The 19,664-nt window shown below is 34.5% G+C and carries 17 protein-coding genes and 5 tRNA genes; all 22 read right to left on the reverse strand.

The window, feature by feature from the left end; translation table 11 throughout:
* Positions 1-33: 33 nt before the first annotated feature.
* The 22 genes from rpoB to ACQQ6V_RS09505 all read right to left on the reverse strand — a co-directional run bounded on the left by rpoB (position 34) and on the right by ACQQ6V_RS09505 (position 19,637).
* A complete protein-coding gene (gene rpoB / locus ACQQ6V_RS09400) occupies positions 34-3,861 on the reverse strand; it encodes a DNA-directed RNA polymerase subunit beta (RefSeq protein ID WP_448845262.1) in 3,828 nt (1,275 codons plus the stop codon).
* 415 nt (positions 3,862-4,276) lie between these two features.
* A complete protein-coding gene (locus ACQQ6V_RS09405; RefSeq protein ID WP_448845263.1) occupies positions 4,277-6,400 on the reverse strand; it encodes a Tex family protein in 2,124 nt (707 codons plus the stop codon).
* 106 nt (positions 6,401-6,506) lie between these two features.
* Positions 6,507-7,361 carry a hypothetical protein gene (locus ACQQ6V_RS09410; protein ID WP_448845264.1) on the reverse strand — a complete coding sequence of 285 codons (855 nt, stop codon included), beginning with the start codon at positions 7,359-7,361 and terminating at the stop codon, positions 6,507-6,509.
* A gap of 177 nt (positions 7,362-7,538) precedes the next feature.
* Positions 7,539-7,907 carry a 50S ribosomal protein L7/L12 gene (gene rplL, locus ACQQ6V_RS09415; protein WP_448845265.1) on the reverse strand — a complete coding sequence of 123 codons (369 nt, stop codon included), beginning with the start codon at positions 7,905-7,907 and terminating at the stop codon, positions 7,539-7,541.
* A 49-nt stretch (positions 7,908-7,956) separates the two neighbouring features.
* On the reverse strand, positions 7,957-8,535 hold the full coding sequence (gene rplJ, locus ACQQ6V_RS09420) for a 50S ribosomal protein L10 (RefSeq protein WP_448845266.1): 579 nt from the start codon (positions 8,533-8,535) through the stop codon (positions 7,957-7,959).
* 12 nt (positions 8,536-8,547) lie between these two features.
* Entirely contained in the window at positions 8,548-9,240 is a 693-nt protein-coding gene (gene rplA / locus ACQQ6V_RS09425; RefSeq protein WP_448845267.1) for a 50S ribosomal protein L1, read from the reverse strand.
* 5 nt (positions 9,241-9,245) lie between these two features.
* Positions 9,246-9,689: a 50S ribosomal protein L11 gene (gene rplK, locus ACQQ6V_RS09430; protein WP_448845268.1), complete on the reverse strand. Its 444-nt coding sequence runs from the start codon at positions 9,687-9,689 to the stop codon at positions 9,246-9,248.
* Positions 9,690-9,849: 160 nt separating this feature from the next.
* Positions 9,850-11,058, reverse strand: a complete 1,209-nt coding sequence (locus ACQQ6V_RS09435) for a DUF6080 domain-containing protein (protein WP_448845269.1) — start codon at positions 11,056-11,058, stop codon at positions 9,850-9,852.
* A 20-nt stretch (positions 11,059-11,078) separates the two neighbouring features.
* A complete protein-coding gene (gene nusG / locus ACQQ6V_RS09440; RefSeq protein WP_448845270.1) occupies positions 11,079-11,621 on the reverse strand; it encodes a transcription termination/antitermination protein NusG in 543 nt (180 codons plus the stop codon).
* Positions 11,622-11,635: 14 nt separating this feature from the next.
* Positions 11,636-11,842: a preprotein translocase subunit SecE gene (secE, locus tag ACQQ6V_RS09445; protein ID WP_448845271.1), complete on the reverse strand. Its 207-nt coding sequence runs from the start codon at positions 11,840-11,842 to the stop codon at positions 11,636-11,638.
* Positions 11,843-11,857: 15 nt separating this feature from the next.
* Positions 11,858-11,928, reverse strand: a tRNA-Trp gene (locus ACQQ6V_RS09450).
* Between the two features lie 54 nt (positions 11,929-11,982).
* Positions 11,983-13,194: an elongation factor Tu gene (gene tuf / locus ACQQ6V_RS09455; protein WP_448845272.1), complete on the reverse strand. Its 1,212-nt coding sequence runs from the start codon at positions 13,192-13,194 to the stop codon at positions 11,983-11,985.
* A 257-nt stretch (positions 13,195-13,451) separates the two neighbouring features.
* Positions 13,452-13,523 (reverse strand) — tRNA-Thr (locus tag ACQQ6V_RS09460).
* Between the two features lie 9 nt (positions 13,524-13,532).
* A tRNA-Gly gene (locus tag ACQQ6V_RS09465) sits at positions 13,533-13,605 on the reverse strand.
* Between the two features lie 88 nt (positions 13,606-13,693).
* Positions 13,694-13,776, reverse strand: a tRNA-Tyr gene (locus ACQQ6V_RS09470).
* Between the two features lie 15 nt (positions 13,777-13,791).
* Positions 13,792-13,865: transfer RNA gene (locus tag ACQQ6V_RS09475), tRNA-Thr, on the reverse strand.
* Positions 13,866-14,103: 238 nt separating this feature from the next.
* Complete coding sequence (locus ACQQ6V_RS09480; protein WP_448845273.1) at positions 14,104-14,394, reverse strand: HPF/RaiA family ribosome-associated protein; 291 nt, start codon at positions 14,392-14,394, stop codon at positions 14,104-14,106.
* Positions 14,395-14,436: 42 nt separating this feature from the next.
* Positions 14,437-15,327, reverse strand: a complete 891-nt coding sequence (locus tag ACQQ6V_RS09485; protein ID WP_448845274.1) for a phage lytic cycle repressor MrpR family protein — start codon at positions 15,325-15,327, stop codon at positions 14,437-14,439.
* 90 nt (positions 15,328-15,417) lie between these two features.
* The gene (gene rpsU / locus ACQQ6V_RS09490) at positions 15,418-15,615 is read right to left on the reverse strand and encodes a 30S ribosomal protein S21 (protein ID WP_448845275.1); all 198 of its coding nucleotides are present in this window, start codon (positions 15,613-15,615) and stop codon (positions 15,418-15,420) included.
* 461 nt (positions 15,616-16,076) lie between these two features.
* Positions 16,077-17,060, reverse strand: coding sequence for a pyruvate dehydrogenase complex E1 component subunit beta (locus ACQQ6V_RS09495; protein ID WP_448845276.1), 984 nt, complete (start codon positions 17,058-17,060; stop codon positions 16,077-16,079).
* A gap of 110 nt (positions 17,061-17,170) precedes the next feature.
* Positions 17,171-17,587, reverse strand: a complete 417-nt coding sequence (locus ACQQ6V_RS09500; protein WP_448845277.1) for a DUF2147 domain-containing protein — start codon at positions 17,585-17,587, stop codon at positions 17,171-17,173.
* 130 nt (positions 17,588-17,717) lie between these two features.
* Positions 17,718-19,637 (reverse strand): LTA synthase family protein, encoded by a 1,920-nt coding sequence (locus ACQQ6V_RS09505; protein ID WP_448845278.1) that lies wholly within the window; start codon positions 19,635-19,637, stop codon positions 17,718-17,720.
* Positions 19,638-19,664: the final 27 nt, after the last annotated feature.

Genomic DNA, 19,664 nt, shown 5'->3' on the forward strand with positions numbered 1-19,664 from the left:
TTAGATTCAAAATTTATAATTTAAAATTTAAAATTATTCTTCAAGTCTTACATCAAGTCCAAGACCTTGTAGCTCATGAAGTAATACGTTGAAAGATTCTGGAATACCAGGCTCTGGCATTGCTTCTCCTTTCGCAATCGCTTCATAAGTTTTTGCTCTACCAATTACGTCATCCGACTTCACAGTTAAGATCTCTCTAAGGATATTAGATGCACCAAATGCTTCTAATGCCCAAACCTCCATCTCTCCGAAACGCTGACCTCCAAATTGCGCTTTACCTCCTAATGGCTGCTGCGTAATTAATGAGTATGGTCCGATAGAACGCGCGTGCATCTTATCATCTACCATGTGTCCTAGTTTCAACATATAGATCACACCAACTGTTGCTGGTTGAGAGAATCTTTCTCCTGTACCACCATCATAAAGATATGTACTACCGTAAATTGGAAGGTTAGCTTTTTCTGTGTACTCAGTAATCTGATCTAGCTCTGCACCATCAAAGATTGGTGTTGCAAATTTCAATCCTAATTTCTGACCTGCCCATCCAAGAACGGTTTCGTAGATCTGACCAATGTTCATACGAGAAGGTACCCCAAGTGGATTCAATACGATATCTACTGGTGTCCCATCTTCTAAGAATGGCATATCTTCTTGACGTACAATTCTTGATACAATACCTTTGTTACCGTGACGTCCTGCCATCTTATCACCAACGTTAAGTTTACGCTTTTTAGCGATGTATACTTTTGCTAGCTTGATAATACCTGCTGGTAACTCGTCTCCGATAGATAGTGCAAATTTCTCACGATTTTTAACACCTTGAAGGTCGTTATATTTAATCTTATAGTTGTGGATTAATTGCTTAATTAACTCATTCTTTTCTGAATCTACTGTCCAGTCAGAACCGCTAATGTTAACATAATCCTCAACGCTTGTCAATAATTTCTGAGTGAACTTAACACCTTTACCGATCATTTCTTCGTCTAGGTCATTCTTAACACCTTGAGATGTTTTTCCTGATACTAGAATGTTAAGTTTCTCGATCAAAGTATTTCTTAAAGTATCGAATTTATCTTTGTAAGTATTTTCGATTTCTTCAAGCTTAAGTTTTTCTTCAGATCTTTTCTTTTTGTCTTTGATGTTTCTAGCGAACAACTTCTTGTTGATAACAACACCTCTTAGAGAAGAATCTGCCTTAAGAGAAGCGTCTTTTACATCACCAGCTTTATCACCAAAGATTGCTCTAAGTAATTTTTCTTCTGGTGTTGGATCTGACTCTCCTTTTGGTGTAATCTTACCAATTAAGATATCTCCAGGCTTAACTTCTGCTCCAATACGGATCATACCGTTTTCGTCTAGATCTTTAGTTGCTTCTTCTGATACGTTAGGAATATCTGCTGTAAGTTCTTCCATACCTAATTTGGTATCTCTAACTTCTAATGAATACTCATCAACGTGGATTGATGTAAACCAGTCCTCACGAACTACTCTCTCATTAATTACAATCGCATCCTCGAAGTTATAACCCTTCCAAGGCATGAAGGCAACAACTAAGTTTCTACCTAATGCTAATTCTCCATTTTCGGTTGCATAACCATCACAAAGAACTTGTCCTTTCTCTACTCTGTCACCAACTCTTACGTTAGGTCTTAGTGTAATGGTTGTACTTTGGTTAGTTTTTCTAAACTTAGTTAACTTATATGTCTTAACTGAAGTATCGAAATGTACTAAATCTTCGTCTGCACTTCTTTCGTAATTGATAACAATTTTGTTAGCATCAACATACTCTACAGTACCTGCACCTTCTGCATTAATTAAGATTCTAGAATCTCTTGCTACTTGTTTTTCTAAACCTGTACCAACAACTGGTGCTTCTGGCTTAAGAAGAGGAACTGCCTGACGCATCATGTTAGATCCCATCAAGGCACGGTTAGCATCATCATGCTCCAAGAACGGAATTAATGAAGCAGAAATACCAGAGATCTGGTTAGGCGCAACATCTATTAAGTTAACTTGGTTAGGCTCTACAACAGGATAATCTCCATCTAGACGCGCAATAATACGGTCCGTGATAAATTTACCATCATCTGCCAACTCAACGTTAGCCTGTGCAATTACTTTATCTTCTTCGTCTTCTGCATTAAGGAAAATTGGCGCTGTATCTAGATCTACTTTACCATCTTCTACTTTTCTATAAGGTGTTTCTATAAAACCAAGTGTATTGATTTTAGCATAGATACCTAATGAAGAGATCAAACCAATGTTTGGTCCTTCAGGAGTTTCGATTGGACAGATACGACCATAGTGAGTATGGTGAACGTCACGAACCTCGAAACCTGCTCTTTCTCTTGATAAACCACCAGGCCCTAGTGCAGATAATCTTCTCTTGTGAGTGATCTCTGATAGAGGGTTAGTCTGGTCCATGAACTGAGAAAGCTGGTTGGTGCCAAAGAATGAGTTAATAACTGATGTTAAAGTCTTAGCATTAACAAGATCTATTGGCGTAAAGATTTCGTTATCTCTAACGTTCATTCTTTCTTTAATAGTTCTTGCAATTCTTGATAGACCTACACCAAATTGTCCTGATAATTGCTCACCAACAGTTTTAATTCTTCTGTTAGAAAGGTGATCGATATCATCAACCTCTGCTTTAGAGTTAACTAACTCAATAAGGTGCTTAACGATAGAGATGATATCTTCCTTAGTTAAAACTTGGATATCTTCTGCAATGTTAAGATTCAATTTTTTATTTAATCTGTAACGACCAACTTCACCTAAAGAGTAACGTTGCTCAGAGAAGAATAATTTCTCAATAATTCCTCTTGCAGTTTCCTCATCTGGCGCATCTGCGTTACGAAGCTGACGGTAGATATACTCTACAGCTTCTTTCTCAGAGTTAGTTGGATCTTTTTGTAATGTATTTTGGATGATAGAGAACTCATTAGAGTTTTCGTTGTGGATTAAGATAGTCTTAACGCCTGACTCCAAAATAATATCAAGATGCTCTTTCTCAAGAACCGTCTCACGATCTAGGATAATTTCGTTTCTTTCGATAGAAACAACTTCACCTGTATCTTCGTCTACGAAATCCTCGAACCAAGTGTTCAATACTCTCGCAGCCAAAGTTCTACCCTGAACTTTCTTCAAGTTAGCCTTATTAACTTTCACTTCTTCTGCTAAGTCGAAAATCTGAAGAATCTCTTTATCAGACTCGTAACCAATTGCACGAAGTAAAGTTGTTAAAGGTAATTTTTTCTTACGGTCGATATACGCATACATTACGCTGTTGATATCGGTTGTAAATTCCATCCAAGATCCCTTAAAAGGAATAATTCTAGAATAATACAACTTAGTACCGTTAGCGTGGTAAGTCTGACCGAAGAATACACCTGGTGATCTGTGTAATTGTGTTACAATAACACGCTCTGCACCATTGATGATGAAAGATCCACTTGGCGTCATATAAGGCACTGGCCCTAAATAAACGTCCTGAACAACAGTTTGAAAATCTTCATGTTCTGGATCTGTACAATACAACTTCAATCTAGCTTTTAATGGAACGTTGTACGTTAATCCTCTCTCCACACACTCGTCTATAGAGTAACGTGGTGAGTCCACTAGATAGTCTAAGAACTCTAAAACAAACTGGTTTCTAGAGTCTGTAATTGGAAAATTCTCCTGGAAAGTCTTGTGAAGTGATTCATTCAATCTTTGCTCAGGAAGCGTGTCTAACTGGAAAAATTCCTTGAAAGACTGGATTTGGATATCCAAGAAATCTGGGGTTTCGATTCTACCTTTCGCAGTGGAAAAGTTGATTCTCTCAGTCCCTTTAATCTTCGGAGTTGCCTGTGTTTTACTCATAAAATTACAAGAAAAGGTTAAAAAATATTTTGTTTATCTCAAAAATATCAGAAACAAAAAACGAAAGATGAAATACAGAAGACAAAAGATGTTGATTTTTTGGGCTTATCAAGGGAATCTTTTCTCTTTTTCTAACTTCTAGCGTCTTATTCCTAACTGCAACACTGGTATATCTTTTCACAGTGTAGTGCAAAATACTTTTTTCTATGTTAATAATCTTGGAAATATCAGAACACGCAAAAACAATAAAAGCCCTCATACCAAAGCATAAGAGATCTTTTTATAAAAATTGATTATTTACGTGTATATAATAAGCCCAAAACGAATTGCAAAGTTACAACTTTTATTCTGAAAAACAAACAGTTATTTAATTTCAAAAAAAAAAAGCTCGGCAAATTCACCAAGCTTATCGTTATTATAAAATCATGCTTAATTGCAATCTTTTTCGTTGTTCGTCGATTTCTAAAATCTTAACTTTTACCGGCTGATTAAGCTTTACCACCTCATTAACATCGGACACAAAACCCTCTTTAAGCTGAGAAATATGCACAAGCCCACTTTCTTTAATCCCAATATCTACAAAACAGCCAAAAGCCGTAATATTATTGACAATGCCGGGAAGCACCATTCCAACTTTGACATCTTGTAGCTTTCTAATCGAATTATCAAATTCAAAAACTTTAGAGGCTTTTCTAGGATCCAAACCTGGCTTTTCTAATTCTTTTAAAATATCTTGAATCAGCAAAATTCCAAAACTATCATTAACATAATCAACTGCTTTAATTTTAGAAATTTGATCTTTATTCGAAATTAAATCATTAACCGAAATCTTTAGGTCTTTTGCTATTTTTTCGACTAAACTATAAGCCTCTGGATGCACCGAAGAATTATCTAAAGGATTAACAGCAGATTTAATCCTCAAAAATCCAGCCGCTTGCTGGTATGCTTTTTCACCCAAACGTGGGACTTTCTTAAGATCCTTACGAGAAGCGAACGCACCATTCTCACTGCGATAAGCGACAATATTCTCCGCCATTTTTTCGCCAATACCAGAGACATAGCTCAGCAACGACTTACTCGCTGTATTAAGATTAATCCCAACAGAATTAACACATCTTATCACCGTAGAATCTAATTCTTCCTTCAATAACGTTTGATCCACATCATGTTGATACTGCCCAACACCGATGGACTTGGCATCAATTTTCACTAATTCTGCCAACGGATCTGATAATCTACGACCAATGGAAACCGCTCCACGAACTGTCACATCATAATTCCCGAATTCTTCCCTTGCAATCTTAGACGCAGAATACACCGAGGCGCCCGCCTCTGACACGACAAAAACCTGAATTGGTTTATCAAAAGCTATTTTCTTAATGAAAAATTCGGTTTCGCGAGAGGCAGTACCATTTCCGATAGAAATTGCTTCGATATTATAAGCATTAACCATGGATCTGATCTTCTTCATCGCCATACCAGATTCGTTTTGTGGCGCGTGCGGATAGATGGTTTCGTTATGCAATAGATCTCCTTTCTCATCCAAACAAACGACTTTACAACCCGTTCTATAACCAGGATCTATGGCTAGAATCCTTTTTTCACCAAGAGGAGAATCCAGCAAAAGTTGTTTAAGATTTTCGGCAAAAACAGAAATTGCTTTTTGATCCGCTTTCAACTTAGCCTCTTGCAAAACTTCATTAGAAATAGCAGGCTCTAATAATCTTTTATAAGAGTCCTTCGCCGCTAATTTAATCTGGTCAGAAGAGTCATTATTAGATCGAATGATTGCTTTTTCTATAATCTGTAAAGCTTCATCTTTATCTATCGAAATATTGACTTTAACAAAACTTTCTGTTTCTGCCCGTAACATCGCAAGCAATCGATGTGATGGAATTTTAGCTAAATTCTCTTCCCAATCAAAATATTGAGAAAACTTTTGTGCCGCTTCTTCGTCTTTTTTAGTTTTAATAACTTTCGATACAATTAATGCTTTTCTTTGATATAAATAACGCAATTGTTTTCTGATAAAAAAATGCTCATTAAGCCATTCTGCAATAATATCACGAGCACCTTGTAAGGCATCTTCTATGGAAGGAACCTCAGAATTAACAAATCTTGTCGCCGAATTTTCTATATCATTAGAGTTCTGTGACATGATAATTTTAGCCAAAGGCTCAAGCCCCAATGCTCTTGCTGTATCCGCTTTGGTCTTACGTTTTTTCTTATAAGGCAAATAAAGATCTTCTAACTCTTGAAGGTTAAAAGAGTTAACAATCTTTTGCCTAAAATCATCTGTTAATGCACCTTGCTCTTCAATAGATTTTAAAATTGAATCCTTACGTTTTATAATCTCATCAAACTGCTTAGACAATTTAGCAATTTGCTCTATCTGAACTTCGTCTAGATTACCAGTTTTATCTTTTCTATAACGCGCTATAAAAGGGATTGTACAATCTTCTGATAATAATTGCAAAGTTGCGTTAATGTTGATATCTAAAATATTTTCTAACCTCTGAATATATTGAGTTTTTGTCATTTCTTCTTCTAAATAATAAACAAAAGTACAAATGCTAAAATAAAAACTACCTCACAATTAATGCAAAGTAGTTTTTATTATTTATTGATATTAAAAATATATTCTATTATTTAATTTTAAGTAAGATAAATGATTTAGTAAACGATTGCCCATTGGGTAAATTAACATGTCCATTATTACTCCCATCTGGATAAGGACCATACTCTTGATTAGTTTGCCCCCCAATATTTAGAGAAGGTCGCTCTATAACCAATCTTAGTTTATTACCTTTTTTAAGCGCTAAAATTGTATTTGGCACCTGAATAGCTGTACCTGTCCCAGCAGCAATACCAGGAAAAACAGATCTAATACCTGTTGCTGTAGTCCAAAGAGCACCTCCATTAGTTGACAATTGTATTTTTAAGTTAACAGCAACAAACTGAAGAGCAGTCAGATCCGGACGATTAGCATTAAACCCGATAAATGCAGACATTTGGTAATAACCATCATATAAAACAGTAAAGGTATTATCAACTTGATCAAAGGCTGTTGCATAATTAACTAGATTATCTCCTCCTGAAAAAGTAATAATTTGATCTGCAGTAGTATTTGTTGTAAGAGGCTGTGCAATAGAAGATCTAAAATTAGTCATAGCAGGATTAGTCCCTAGATACGCCCAGGTTAAAGTAGAGCCATCAAAAACATAAGTACCTGGCATATTAACATTAATAGTCTGTCCCGTTTGATTAGAGGATAAAGCAGCAACTGTAACATATACCAATGTACCATCGTGAATGGCTTGATAAGTTTTTGCTTTTAATTGATCTCCCGTAATTCTTGGTGGAGCAACCCCATCAATACTAGCCGCAATATCAGGTTTACCAACAACATCTAAAGTAACTAAAGGATTATTAGTATTAATACCTACTTGAGAATTAACAATAGCATAGAACAATACGAAGATTAACAAATTGAGTTTCATGATACATGGATTTTATTTTAATCAAATATAATTGAAAATAACCAATAAAAACATAAAAAAAAACAACTACTAATACACAATCACTATAAATAAATAAAATTTAACATTTAATCACATATACAAACAAAAAAAAGACCGTCAATAATTGACGGTCTCATATATGGTATTGGAGTAAAATTATTTTACTTCAACTTCAGCACCAGCTTCTTCTAATTGCTTCTTAAGCGCTTCAGCTTCGTCTTTAGATACACCTTCTTTAATTGGAGAAGGAGCTCCGTCTACGATATCTTTAGCTTCTTTAAGACCAGCACCAGTTAAATCTTTAACCAATTTAACAACAGCTAACTTAGATGCACCAGCAGACTTAAGAATTACATCGAATTCTGTTTTTTCTTCTGCAGCATCACCAGCACCACCAGCAGCTACAACTACAGCAGCAGCAGCAGGCTCGATTCCGTACTCGTCCTTAAGGATAGTAGCTAATTCGTTAACGTCTTTAACAGTAAGGTTTACAAGCGTTTCCGCTAAGTTTTTTAAATCTGACATTGTATTAATGTTTTTTTGTTGAACTTTTATTTAATTTTCTTGAGTTTAATTATTCTGCGCTAGCTTCTGGAGTTTCAGTAGCTGGAGCGTCTTCTACTTTTACTTCTTCTACAGCAGGAGCAGCAACTTCTTCAGTTACTTCTGATGCTTCAGATTTGTTTTGTAAAGCAGACACCAATCTTTGGATTGGAGATTGAAGTAATCCAATGATTTCTCCGATCATCTCTTCTCTAGACTTGATGTTAGCAAGAGCGTCTAGGTTGTTATCACCAACGTAAACAGTTTCTTGCAAGTAAGCAGACTTAAGAGCTGGTTTTTCAGCTTTTTTTCTGAATCCTTGGATTAATTTTGCAGGTGCATTAGCAGTTTCAGAGATTAAAACTACAGAGTTTCCTTTAAAAGTAGGGAACATTTCTGAGAAGTCTACACCTTCAGTCTGCTCCATAGCTTTTTGCAAAAGTGTGTTTTTCACAACTTTTACTTGGATATTCTGTTTGAAAGCTTGTCTTCTAAAATCTGAAGTCTGACCAGCATTCAATCCTTCAAGATCAGCTACATAAACTACTTTTGCGTCTTGTAGTAAATCTTTTAATTCTTGTATTACTAATACTTTTTCTTCTTTTGTCATTTCTTCTCGATTTTAGTTTACAGATTTCGTGTCAATGGCAATACCTGGACTCATAGTTGAAGAAAGGTAGATAGACTTAACGTATACCCCTTTAGCCGCAGTTGGCTTTAATTTCAATAGAGTTTGGATTAATTCTTGTGCATTTTCTTTGATTTTATCAGCATCGAAAGATACTTTACCAATTGCAGCATGAATGATACCATATTTATCAACTTTGAAGTCGATTTTACCAGCTTTTACTTCTGCAACAGCTTTACCAACTTCCATAGTTACCGTACCAGATTTTGGGTTTGGCATAAGACCTCTTGGTCCTAATACACGTCCTAATGGACCTAATTTACCCATAACAGCTGGCATTGTAACGATAACGTCAACATCTGTCCAACCTTCTTTAATCTTTTGTAAATATTCATCAAGACCTACATAGTCTGCACCAGCAGCTTTAGCTTCTGCTTCTTTATCTGGAGTTACAAGAGCAAGAACTTTAACATCCTTACCTGTACCATGAGGAAGAGATACAACACCTCTTACCATCTGGTTAGCTTTTCTTGGGTCTACGCCTAATCTTACAGCGATATCTACAGAAGCATCAAACTTTGCAGTATTTACTTCTTTTACTAAAGCAGAACCTTCCTCTAAAGAATAGATTTTGTTCTTTTCTACTTTTGCTAAAGCTTCCTTTTGCTTTTTTGTTAATGTTGCCATAATTCTTATGCGTTAGTTGGTTTAGTTCCTGTTACTTTCAATCCCATAGATCTTGCAGTACCTGCAACCATAGTCAATGCTGAATCCATTGTAAAGCAGTTAAGGTCTACCATTTTATCTTCGGCAATTTTTTTAACTTGATCCCAAGACACAGAGCCTACTTTTACTCTGTTAGGTTCTCCAGAACCTTTTTTTACCTTAGAAGCTTCCATAAGCTGTATTGCAGCTGGAGGCGTTTTAATTACGAATTCAAAAGATTTATCTTCATAAACTGTAATTACTACTGGTAAAACCTGTCCTGGCTTATCCTGAGTTCTTCCGTTAAATTGCTTACAAAACTCCATAATGTTAACACCTGCAGAACCCAATGCTGGACCTACTGGTGGAGAAGGGTTTGCTGCCCCTCCTTTAACCTGAAGTTTAACCATTTTAAAGACTTTCTTAGCCATTTCTTTTTGTTTAAAATTAAAAATAATGAATGTGGAAGCATTAATTATTTAACACCATCTTGGAATCTCACATAACAAGATGATATTTCGGATTGCAAAATTATAAAATATTTTTCAATTAACAAACATTAATTTACTAAAAATCAACAAGTTTTTATCCCTAATAATAATTGAGTCCAAAATTATACAAAGTAGTTAGTGTCCTAATATTGAGAAATAAACAAACACCACTCATAATTAATAGACCTATTACATAAACCTTTCTATAAAATTCATCATCTATAGACTGGTAACCAATCCCTATTATTATGGGTAAAATAAAACTGAAATTACCAAAGAAAATATAAGCTTCACTAATTCCTAATCCCCAAATAACATGAATAAAAATATCAACCAAAAAGCACAGTAACAAAATTTGAACAATCTTTTTTTTAATATTTACACAAATTATCAAGAATATAGCAATGCCTAAAACTACTAAAACTAACAATTCTGGAAATGAGAAATATTCACCTACAACAGCATACATTTTAGTACCATCAATATAATCAATCTGTGAAATCTTAGCCTTAGGGATCAAAAAAGGACTGGCAAGAAAATAATCTGTAACATTCCTAAAAAAAAGACCTTTTACATTGGTATGCTGAGAAATGAATAATAACGAAGCCTTTACTTGATTATAGAAAGTCAAATATAATATCATAAGACTACTAAAGGCCAACAAAATTATTTTATAATAACTCCTACGAAATACAGAAAATAACGATATTAGGGCAACTTTAATATAATTAGTCACGGTAATACCTCCGATTATCATTGAAAAAAGAAATAGTCTACTTAGAGACATTCTTTCTTTTTCTTTCTCTGCTTTGAGAAAATAGAAAAGAAACATCATCATAAAACATCCGCTAAAAACATACGAATCGAATGTGAAACTCAATAATAAATTACCTCCAAAAACTGAAAAAACAGAGGTAAATAAAAGCGCTTTTTTCCTTGAGAATAATAAAATCTGATCAAAAATCTTGAAAAGAAAGAGATTCTGTACACTCAATAAAACAGAGCAAATACTAACTAATAAAAATGAAATAGTCGTTGAATCGTAACTTCCAAAAAGAAAATTTAAAAGTAAAGAAAAAACCTTTAGTAATGGATGTCTTACAAAACTCGTTGCTAAATATGCATTATCGAATCCATAAGACAAGTCACAAATATAATCTGGATTATAGACTAACTTAGTATTATAAGCAAACAAAAAACCAATTGCACCATAAATACAAAAGGACAATAAAAAAATGATTGCGTGAAAACTGAAACGATAGCGCATTATATCAACATAAAAAAAACCACTCGTTATGAGTGGTTTCAAATATAAGAATTTAATTTCTTTTAATTTTTTTCTACTTGCGTAAAGCTAAGTTCCATTGGTGTTTTTCTACCGAAAATCATAACAGATACCTCTAATTTTTTCTTGTCATCAAGAATTTTTTCAATTGTACCATTAAATCCGTTAAAAGGACCATCTACAACTTTCACATTTTCTCCTACAACAAAAGGAATTTCTAGATCTGTAGCAAACTCGGATAACTCATCCATTCTACCTAGCATTCTGTTAACCTCAGATTTTCTCATCGGTACAGGATCACCACCTTTTGTTAAGCTTAAGAAAGAAATAACCCCTGGTATATTCTTAATAATGTGAGGAATTTCTCCTACAAGATTAGCTTCTACCATAAGATAGCCAGGATAATAAGGCTTTTCTTTAGCTACTTTTTTACCATTACGAATTTGGATAACCTTCTCCATAGGAATTACTACCTGAGTAACAAAAGCTTCCATATTATGGTGCTTCATTTCATTCTCAATGTAGTTTTTTACTTTATTTTCCTGTCCGCTAATGGATTTTAGAACATACCATTTTAAGTCACTCATTGTTGGAAAATATTTTAATTGAAAAGATTAATAAATGTTGCAATAAAGTTTTTAATAGTTGTACTAAATAAAGTGTCTACTCCGAAAGTAAAAATAGCTAAAATTACTGTCGAAACAGCCACTACAATCGTAGAAGATTGTAGATCTGGCCACTTTGGCCATTCAACTTTATCTTTAAATTCAGTATAAGAACCTTTTAAAAAATTAACTAGTGAGCTCATAAACTTTATTATTAGCACGGGCACTAGGATTCGAACCCAGATCAACGGTTTTGGAGACCGGTATCCTACCATTGGACGATGCCCGTAGATTAAAAGCTTCCGATTGTTTCCTCTCGGAAGCTTAATTTATTTTAAGATGATTAGTCTAGGATTTCAGTAACCTGACCAGAACCTACTGTTCTACCTCCTTCTCTAATTGCAAATCTAAGACCTACGTTAAGAGCGATTGGTTGTAATAATTCTACAGTAATCTCTAAGTTATCTCCTGGCATTACCATTTCTACACCTTCTGGTAAGAAGATCTCACCTGTAACGTCAGTTGTTCTTACGTAGAACTGAGGACGGTATTTGTTATGGAATGGAGTGTGACGTCCACCTTCTTCTTTAGACAAGATATAAACTGATGCTTTGAATTTTTTGTGAGGTTTCACAGAATCTTTCTTAGCGATAACCATACCTCTCTTGATGTCAGTTTTTTCAATACCTCTCAACAATAGACCTACGTTATCTCCAGCTTCACCTCTATCAAGGATTTTTCTGAACATCTCAACTCCTGTAATAGTAGAAGTTAATTTTTCTTCACCCATACCGATGATATCAACAGGATCACCTGTGTTGATAATACCAGCTTCGATTCTACCAGTTGCAACAGTACCTCTACCTGTAATAGAGAATACATCTTCAATTGGCATCAAGAATGGCTTATCAGTATCTCTTGGTGGTTGCTCGATCCAGTTATCAACTGCATCCATTAACTCTTCAACAGACTTGAACCATTTATCTTCGCTATCTGGAGTAGCTGCTGTAGCTGCTGTAAGAGCACCTAACGCAGAACCTTGAATTACTGGAGAGTTATCTCCGTCGAATTCATAAGTAGACAATAAGTCTCTTAATTCCATTTCAACTAGCTCTAACAATTCTGGATCATCTACCATATCAACCTTGTTCATGAAAACAACGATTCTAGGTACGTTTACCTGACGACAAAGCAAGATGTGCTCTCTAGTCTGAGGCATTGGTCCGTCAGTTGCAGCACATACTACGATAGCTCCATCCATCTGAGCAGCACCTGTTACCATGTTCTTAACATAATCCGCGTGACCAGGACAGTCAACGTGTGCATAGTGTCTGTTAGCAGTTTCGTACTCGATGTGAGCAGTATTAATAGTGATACCTCTTTCTTTTTCTTCTGGAGCAGAATCAATTGCAGAGAAGTCTTTTTTCTCAGCAAGACCTTTGCTCGCTAATACAGCAGAAATAGCTGCAGTAAGTGTTGTTTTACCATGGTCAACGTGACCAATAGTACCAATGTTCAAGTGGGGTTTGTTACGATTAAACGTTTCCTTTGCCATGATTTTAATATTTAATTATTAACTATTGTTTTTTTCGGTGTGCAAATATAATGATTTTTTGAATATTAAAAATATTTTTATATTTTTTTAATTAATTGACATACAGTTTTTAAAATACTGTTAACATCTATCATTTTCAAAAAAAAATCAGACACCTAATTTAGTTGGCAAATTTACAAAAAAATATTGAAAAAATCTGACAACTGGTTCAAAAAAAAATCCCTCAATAAGAGAGATTAAATTTGTTAAAGTTGTAGAGCCAATGACGGGATTTGAACCCGTGACCTCTTCCTTACCAAGGAAGCACTCTACCCCTGAGCTACATCGGCAGCAAATTGAGCGGAAGACGGGGGTCGAACCCGCGACATTCAGCTTGGAAGGCTGACGCTCTACCAACTGAGCTACTTCCGCAATTTTTGTTTCCAAAAAATGTTGGTAAACGCGTTGCAAATTTAAAAATAAATTTTATAATCTACAACATTGTTTTAAAATAAAATAGTGGGGAGAGTAGGATTCGAACCTACGAAGTCGTAAGACAGCAGAGTTACAGTCTGATCCATTTGGCCACTCTGGAATCTCCCCATTGTTTTTATTTTGAGCCTCCAGAGGGATTCGAACCCACGACCCCGAGATTACAAATCACGTGCTCTGGCCAACTGAGCTATGGAGGCATTTTATATTTAAGAACTAATTTCTTGCTTCTGTTAAGCGGTTGCAAATGTATGAAGTTTTTTTTAAACTTCCAAAACTTTTTTTGATTTTTTTTCGTCTTAAGCTTTTAACATTCTTTTGCTACAAGGCTTTTAACTAAAGTGGATCTCAAAAACTGTTCCCTTTTTGCGAGTGCAAATATAAGATACTTTTTTTGAAATCCACAAATTATTTTAGAAAGTTTTTTAAACTTTTTTTCTAAGCTAATTCTTTCTTCTTGATTAACAATTTTTTAGCTGCTTCAGCGCATTGGTCTAAACTTTCTTCAAAAGTCGCACAAGTCTTCTTTACTACTATATCTTCACCCGGAACATTAACAATTAGCTCTGTCGTTTTATTTTCTTTATCCGATGTATTTTCCACTTTTAGAAAGACCTGGCACTCGATAATTTTATCATAAAAGGTTTCTAACTTGCTTAATTTTTTTTCAATTCTTTCTTCAAGTGGTTCGTGAGGAGTCAACCCCATTGCCTGAACTGTAATTTTCATAACAATACATTTTTTAAAATTAATATTTTGGATGCCTGGTGTCTAGCCATCCATTTTCTTTTTTGCTCTTGGATGAGCATTTTCTATTACTTTTCTCAACTCTTCTATATTAGCAGATGTATACACTTGCGTGGATGCTAAGCTAGCATGACCTAATAATTTCTTAACCTTAGAAATCTCCGCACCATTATTTAAAATATGTGTTGCAAAGCTATGTCTTAAAATATGTGGACTTCTCTTAGTCTTTGTAGTAACATAACTAAGGTACTTATTTACCACTAAATAGACAAATTTTTCTGTGAGTTTTTTACCTTTTTGATTAACAAAAAAATAATCTTCAAAATCAGCCTGCGCAACTCTGATTGCCAAATAATTACAAAATTCTTCAATTAGCTTCTGAGATACTGGCACCACTCTTTCTTTGTTACCTTTGCCTTGTAGCTTAAGCTCCATGTTAGAAAAATCAACATTCTGGTATTGGAGATTACATAATTCTGACTTTCTCATACCCGTCTGGTAAAGCGTTTCTATAATCAACTTTTCTAAAAGTGTCATATCAGCTTTACGCTCCACCTCTACTTCTAACTGTTGCATTTCTTCTTGAGAGAACGGAATTTGTTTTTCTACAAAAAATTTAAGCGAAGCAACAGTCTCCATTGGCGTGCTTTCTACATCGCCTATTCTTAATAGATAAAGATAAAAGCTCCTTAGTGAAGAAAGTTTCCTGTTAATGCTTCTTTTGGCTATTTCACGTTCGCTAAGATGAACAATAAAATTACGAATTACTTTTTTATCTACAGTTTTCAGATTGTCCGAGGCTTCGGTCTTTAATACAAAGTCTGCAAAGTCTTGCAAATCTTTTTTATAAGATGTTATGGTATGGGGAGAATACCGTTTCTCTATGGTAATATAATCCAAGAATTTCTCTAGCATAGTTTATATATAAAGTGTATAAACGCAAAAACACTTCCAAATATAAGAATTTGAAAGTGTTTTTTATAAGTTTTAAAGTAGAACTTTGGCTTATGCCTGCTCTTCTTTGCTTTGCAATCTTTGCTTATGAGCTGCTTTTTGAAGTGCTTGTCTTCCTACAACTGAAGGCTTGTTAAACTGCTGTCTTGCTCTTAGTTTACGAACAACACCTGTTTTATCAAATTTTCTTTTGTACTTTTTTAACGCTCTGTCGATAGACTCTCCGTCTTTTACTGGAATTATTAACATATTTTACATCTCATTTTGAGTTGCAAAAGTATAACTATTTTTTGGATATGCAAATTTTTACAGAGTTATTTTTAAAATTATCAAGAAGTTTTTTTCATCTAAATATTTATAACGCAAAGACCGATAAGATTTTTTGTCAGTATTGAAAATATTTTAAGATTGGCAAAGGCGCTTATACTAAGCAAAAACAAAATCAAAAAGTAAGTTTGTCATTCCGTAGAAATCGATTGACTAAGTCGAAACACTTTGTTAGGCTTCTTACGTAATGGCAATATTGTGTTTATAATGAATGTTGATTGGATGACAAATCTCCTAGCCCCGATTATAGTGAAAATCCTTTTTTGCGTTTTGTTGAGTTCTTATTAATTACAAAATTGCCGAGCAAAAAAGATTGCAACGGAAAGCGGGATTAAGCTCCTAGAAACAAAAAAACTCCTGATTGCTCAGGAGTTTTATATGAATTAAGCTTTGATATACATTGCTTTTTTAATCTCTTCTTTAACTTTTTCAAGTTTTGGAAACCATTCTGCAAATAATGCTGCCGAATATGGCGCTGGTGCATCTGGCGTGGTAATTCTCTTGATTGGAGCATCTAAATAATCAAATGCTTGCTGTTGTACCATATAAGTGATCTCAGAAGCAACTGAAGCGAATGGCCAAGCTTCTTCTAAAACAACTAAACGATTGGTCTTTTTAACTGATGTTAAAATCGCATCGTAATCTAATGGACGAACAGTTCTAAGATCGATAACTTCTACAGAGATTCCTTCTTTTTCTAGATCTTCGGCTGCTTGCATTGCCAACTTCACTATTTTACCGAAAGATACTAAGGTTACGTCTTTTCCTTCTTTCTTGATGTCTGCTTTACCGATTGGGATGTAATATTCTTCTTCTGGAATCTCCATCTTATCGCCATACATCTGCTCTGACTCCATGAAAATAACTGGATCGTTATCCTGAATTGCTGTTTTCAACAATCCTTTTGCGTCATAAGGGTTAGAAGGTACAACTACTTTAAGCCCTGGACAGTTGGCATACCAACTTTCAAAAGCTTGCGAGTGTGTTGCTCCTAATTGTCCTGCTGATGCTGTTGGCCCACGGAAAACGATTGGCACATTCCATTGTCCACCGCTCATCTGGAACATTTTAGCAGCATTATTGATGATCTGATCTATGGCAACCATAGAAAAGTTGAAGGTCATGAACTCCACAATTGGACGGTTACCATTCATAGCAGCGCCTACAGCAATACCTGTAAAACCTAGTTCTGCAATAGGAGCATCAATGATTCTTTTTTCACCAAATTCATCTAACATACCTTTAGATGCTTTGTAGGCTCCATTATATTCTGCCACTTCTTCTCCTACAAGAAATATGGATTCGTCTTTGCGCATTTCTTCGCTCATAGCTTGAGCAATGACTTCACGAAATGTATATTCTTTCATATATATCGAAAAATTAGAGTACAAAAATAGAGAATTTTTTATTATTCGCATCACATAAAAAAAGCAAGCTTGAAAAAAGCTTGCTTTGTCTTATATAAAATGGATTGTTATTAATCTACTTTATGCCAAACCTGAGTCTTTACTGCTATACCAAAAACAATAGCTTTGACCTTAATAGTATTACCATCTCTTACGACTTCTGTCTTATAAGATTTACCGTCTTTAGGGTTGGTAATAGTCCCTCCTGTGAACTCATTACCGTCTTTAGACAATCCTCTAATTACCTCCATCCCTACGATTGGTTTTCCTTTTCTGTCGTCTTTACACTTGCTACAGTTAGGATCTTCTGGCTTAATTAATAGTTGTATTACTTTACCATAGTATTTCCCATCTGCTTTTTTAAAAATTTCTACGTAAGATTTTTCTTTTCCTGATTCGTCATCTATCGTCTTCCATTTTCCCTCAATTTGAGCGTAAGATAATACACTAAAGAAAATGGCTACAAAGGCATACATTAATTTTTTCATTGTATCGATTTTTATTGATTAATTGTAATTTGATTCTATATTTAAACTTAATTTAACATTGGCTAAAAATAATTAAATAATCGTTAACTGCAATCTTTTTTCTATAAAGTACTTAGAAATTCTTATGCCATTAATATAATTTTCTGTTAATAACACGATCCATATAGTCTTGATACCACGCTTTCACCTTTAATATGCCTAACTCTTGCTCTTTATTTTTTGGTTGATTGATAAGATTTTTAGAAAAACCTAAATCATTTTTGTCATAAATAGCCGTCACATCTTTACCATTAAAGACATAGATGTAATTGTCAATTATCATTTGTTCTTCGATGGCGTTAGAATTAACAATGATAGGATCTTCATTTTTGTCAGAAACTAGACTTCTACCCCAACTTCTAATCTTTTTGTGATAACCCATAAGATCTGCCAACGTTGGATAGATATCTGTCTGTTGTGCCAGACGATCATCTACGCCTTTTAGGTTAAACTTAGGATTGGGAGAATAAAACAATAACGGAATCGCAAAACGGTTCATTACTTTTTGATATTCTGGATAATAGATTTGATTGGTATGATCTGCTGTAATCACAAAAATAGTATTATGGAACCAAGCTTGCTTACTGGCTATTTCAAAATATTTTTTCAAGGCAAAATCCGTGTATTGTATCGGAATGTGGATTTCTAACGGTCCTTTTTTAAACTTGTCTTGATATTGCTCCGGAATTTTAAATGGATGATGTGATGATGCCGAAAACATCGTACTTAGAAAAGGTTGCTTCTTCCCAACATTTTTAGCATAATATTGAAAAAAAGGTTCGTCCCAAATTGCCCACATTCCATCAAAATCGTCATCATTATTATATTCGGTTTTACCAAAATAATGTTTGAAGCCCAATATATTCCCAAATCCTTGAAATCCCATAGAACCATTGGGCGCTCCGTGATAAAAACTGGTATCATAACCCAAATCGTTAGCCACAGACACAATAGATTGTATTTTTTGGTTAGAATATGGACTCGATGTAAAGGCATCTGCCAAACTCGGAATCCCCGCCAACACAGAACTCATCCCATGAATGGATTGTCTTCCGTTAGCAAAAGCATTAGTGAAAATTAAGCTTTCTTGAGCTAAACTATCCAAAAATGGCGTGTAAGAGACAAAATCTTTAATCTTCGTATCTCTGTTAAACGCACCTGAATATTCTTTCCCAAAACTTTCCATGATAAAAATAACAACATTTGGTTTTTCATCAACCGTTCTGTTATATTCTTTATAAGGATGGATATTTTGTTCTATAAAAGAATCATCCACAAAGTGAACCAGCTTAAAACCATTAGTATCAATCGTTCTAAAAAATGAAAAAACACTATTAAGAACGATATTGGCTTGTAAAGGATTTTTGACATGTTTATTAGCATCTACCAAGTTTATCGGGCGCGTGCTATGTTTAAAATCACCTCTAATACCACCAACAACCAAGGTTGCCACAGCACATAAAACTAAAACTCCGGATGCAAAATAAATATATAGATTATCTGGTTTGCGCTCTGTAACCTTCACTTTTTTATACAATAAAGCCCAAACTAAAAGACAAACTACAAACCAAATAATCACCATAGGATGATCGATCACCGATTGTAAAAACACTTTGCCCAAATTGCTCTCATTCTCTCCAACGGACAATACAGCAGACGTTAATCTACTCTGACTGAATCTATAATAAATAAAATCTCCGAAATTAAAAGAAAATGCAATCGCATTGGTCACAAAATACCAATACATTAAGAATTTCTGATATGATTTTTTAGAATTAATAACAATCGGAATAAGACTCAACAATATAAAAGCAGAATTAACATACAATATCGCCGTAGTATCAAAAGCAATCCCATAATAAGACAAAGAAAAATAATCCGACACCGAATCTATTTTTATTAAATCTTTATTAAATATCCAAAACAATAACCTTGCAATCTGATAAAAGAAATAAGCCAAAAACAATCTATATAATAAGACAAGCAACTCTTGCCATCTAAAGTTTTTCATGATGCAAAAATAAGTATTTTATGAGTT

The sequence above is a fragment of the Chryseobacterium electrogenes genome, assembly GCF_053553015.1.

Bases quoted from the DNA above. Each gene is read 5' to 3' on its own strand.
- ACQQ6V_RS09505 (WP_448845278.1), bottom strand. From the start codon at position 19,637: ATGAAAAACTTTAGATGGCAAGAGTTGCTTGTCTTATTATATAGATTG.
- rplK (WP_448845268.1), bottom strand. From the start codon at position 9,689: ATGGCTAAGAAAGTCTTTAAAATGGTTAAACTTCAGGTTAAAGGAGGG.
- ACQQ6V_RS09480 (WP_448845273.1), bottom strand. From the start codon at position 14,394: ATGAAAATTACAGTTCAGGCAATGGGGTTGACTCCTCACGAACCACTT.
- rplL (WP_448845265.1), bottom strand. From the start codon at position 7,907: ATGTCAGATTTAAAAAACTTAGCGGAAACGCTTGTAAACCTTACTGTT.
- ACQQ6V_RS09495 (WP_448845276.1), bottom strand. From the start codon at position 17,060: ATGAAAGAATATACATTTCGTGAAGTCATTGCTCAAGCTATGAGCGAA.
- nusG (WP_448845270.1), bottom strand. From the start codon at position 11,621: ATGAGTGACTTAAAATGGTATGTTCTAAAATCCATTAGCGGACAGGAA.
- rpsU (WP_448845275.1), bottom strand. From the start codon at position 15,615: ATGTTAATAATTCCAGTAAAAGACGGAGAGTCTATCGACAGAGCGTTA.
- ACQQ6V_RS09405 (WP_448845263.1), bottom strand. From the start codon at position 6,400: ATGACAAAAACTCAATATATTCAGAGGTTAGAAAATATTTTAGATATC.
- secE (WP_448845271.1), bottom strand. From the start codon at position 11,842: ATGAGCTCACTAGTTAATTTTTTAAAAGGTTCTTATACTGAATTTAAA.
- rplA (WP_448845267.1), bottom strand. From the start codon at position 9,240: ATGGCAACATTAACAAAAAAGCAAAAGGAAGCTTTAGCAAAAGTAGAA.
- rpoB (WP_448845262.1), bottom strand. From the start codon at position 3,861: ATGAGTAAAACACAGGCAACTCCGAAGATTAAAGGGACTGAGAGAATC.
- ACQQ6V_RS09485 (WP_448845274.1), bottom strand. From the start codon at position 15,327: ATGCTAGAGAAATTCTTGGATTATATTACCATAGAGAAACGGTATTCT.
- rplJ (WP_448845266.1), bottom strand. From the start codon at position 8,535: ATGACAAAAGAAGAAAAAGTATTAGTAATACAAGAATTAAAAGATTTA.
- ACQQ6V_RS09500 (WP_448845277.1), bottom strand. From the start codon at position 17,587: ATGAAAAAATTAATGTATGCCTTTGTAGCCATTTTCTTTAGTGTATTA.
- ACQQ6V_RS09410 (WP_448845264.1), bottom strand. From the start codon at position 7,361: ATGAAACTCAATTTGTTAATCTTCGTATTGTTCTATGCTATTGTTAAT.
- tuf (WP_448845272.1), bottom strand. From the start codon at position 13,194: ATGGCAAAGGAAACGTTTAATCGTAACAAACCCCACTTGAACATTGGT.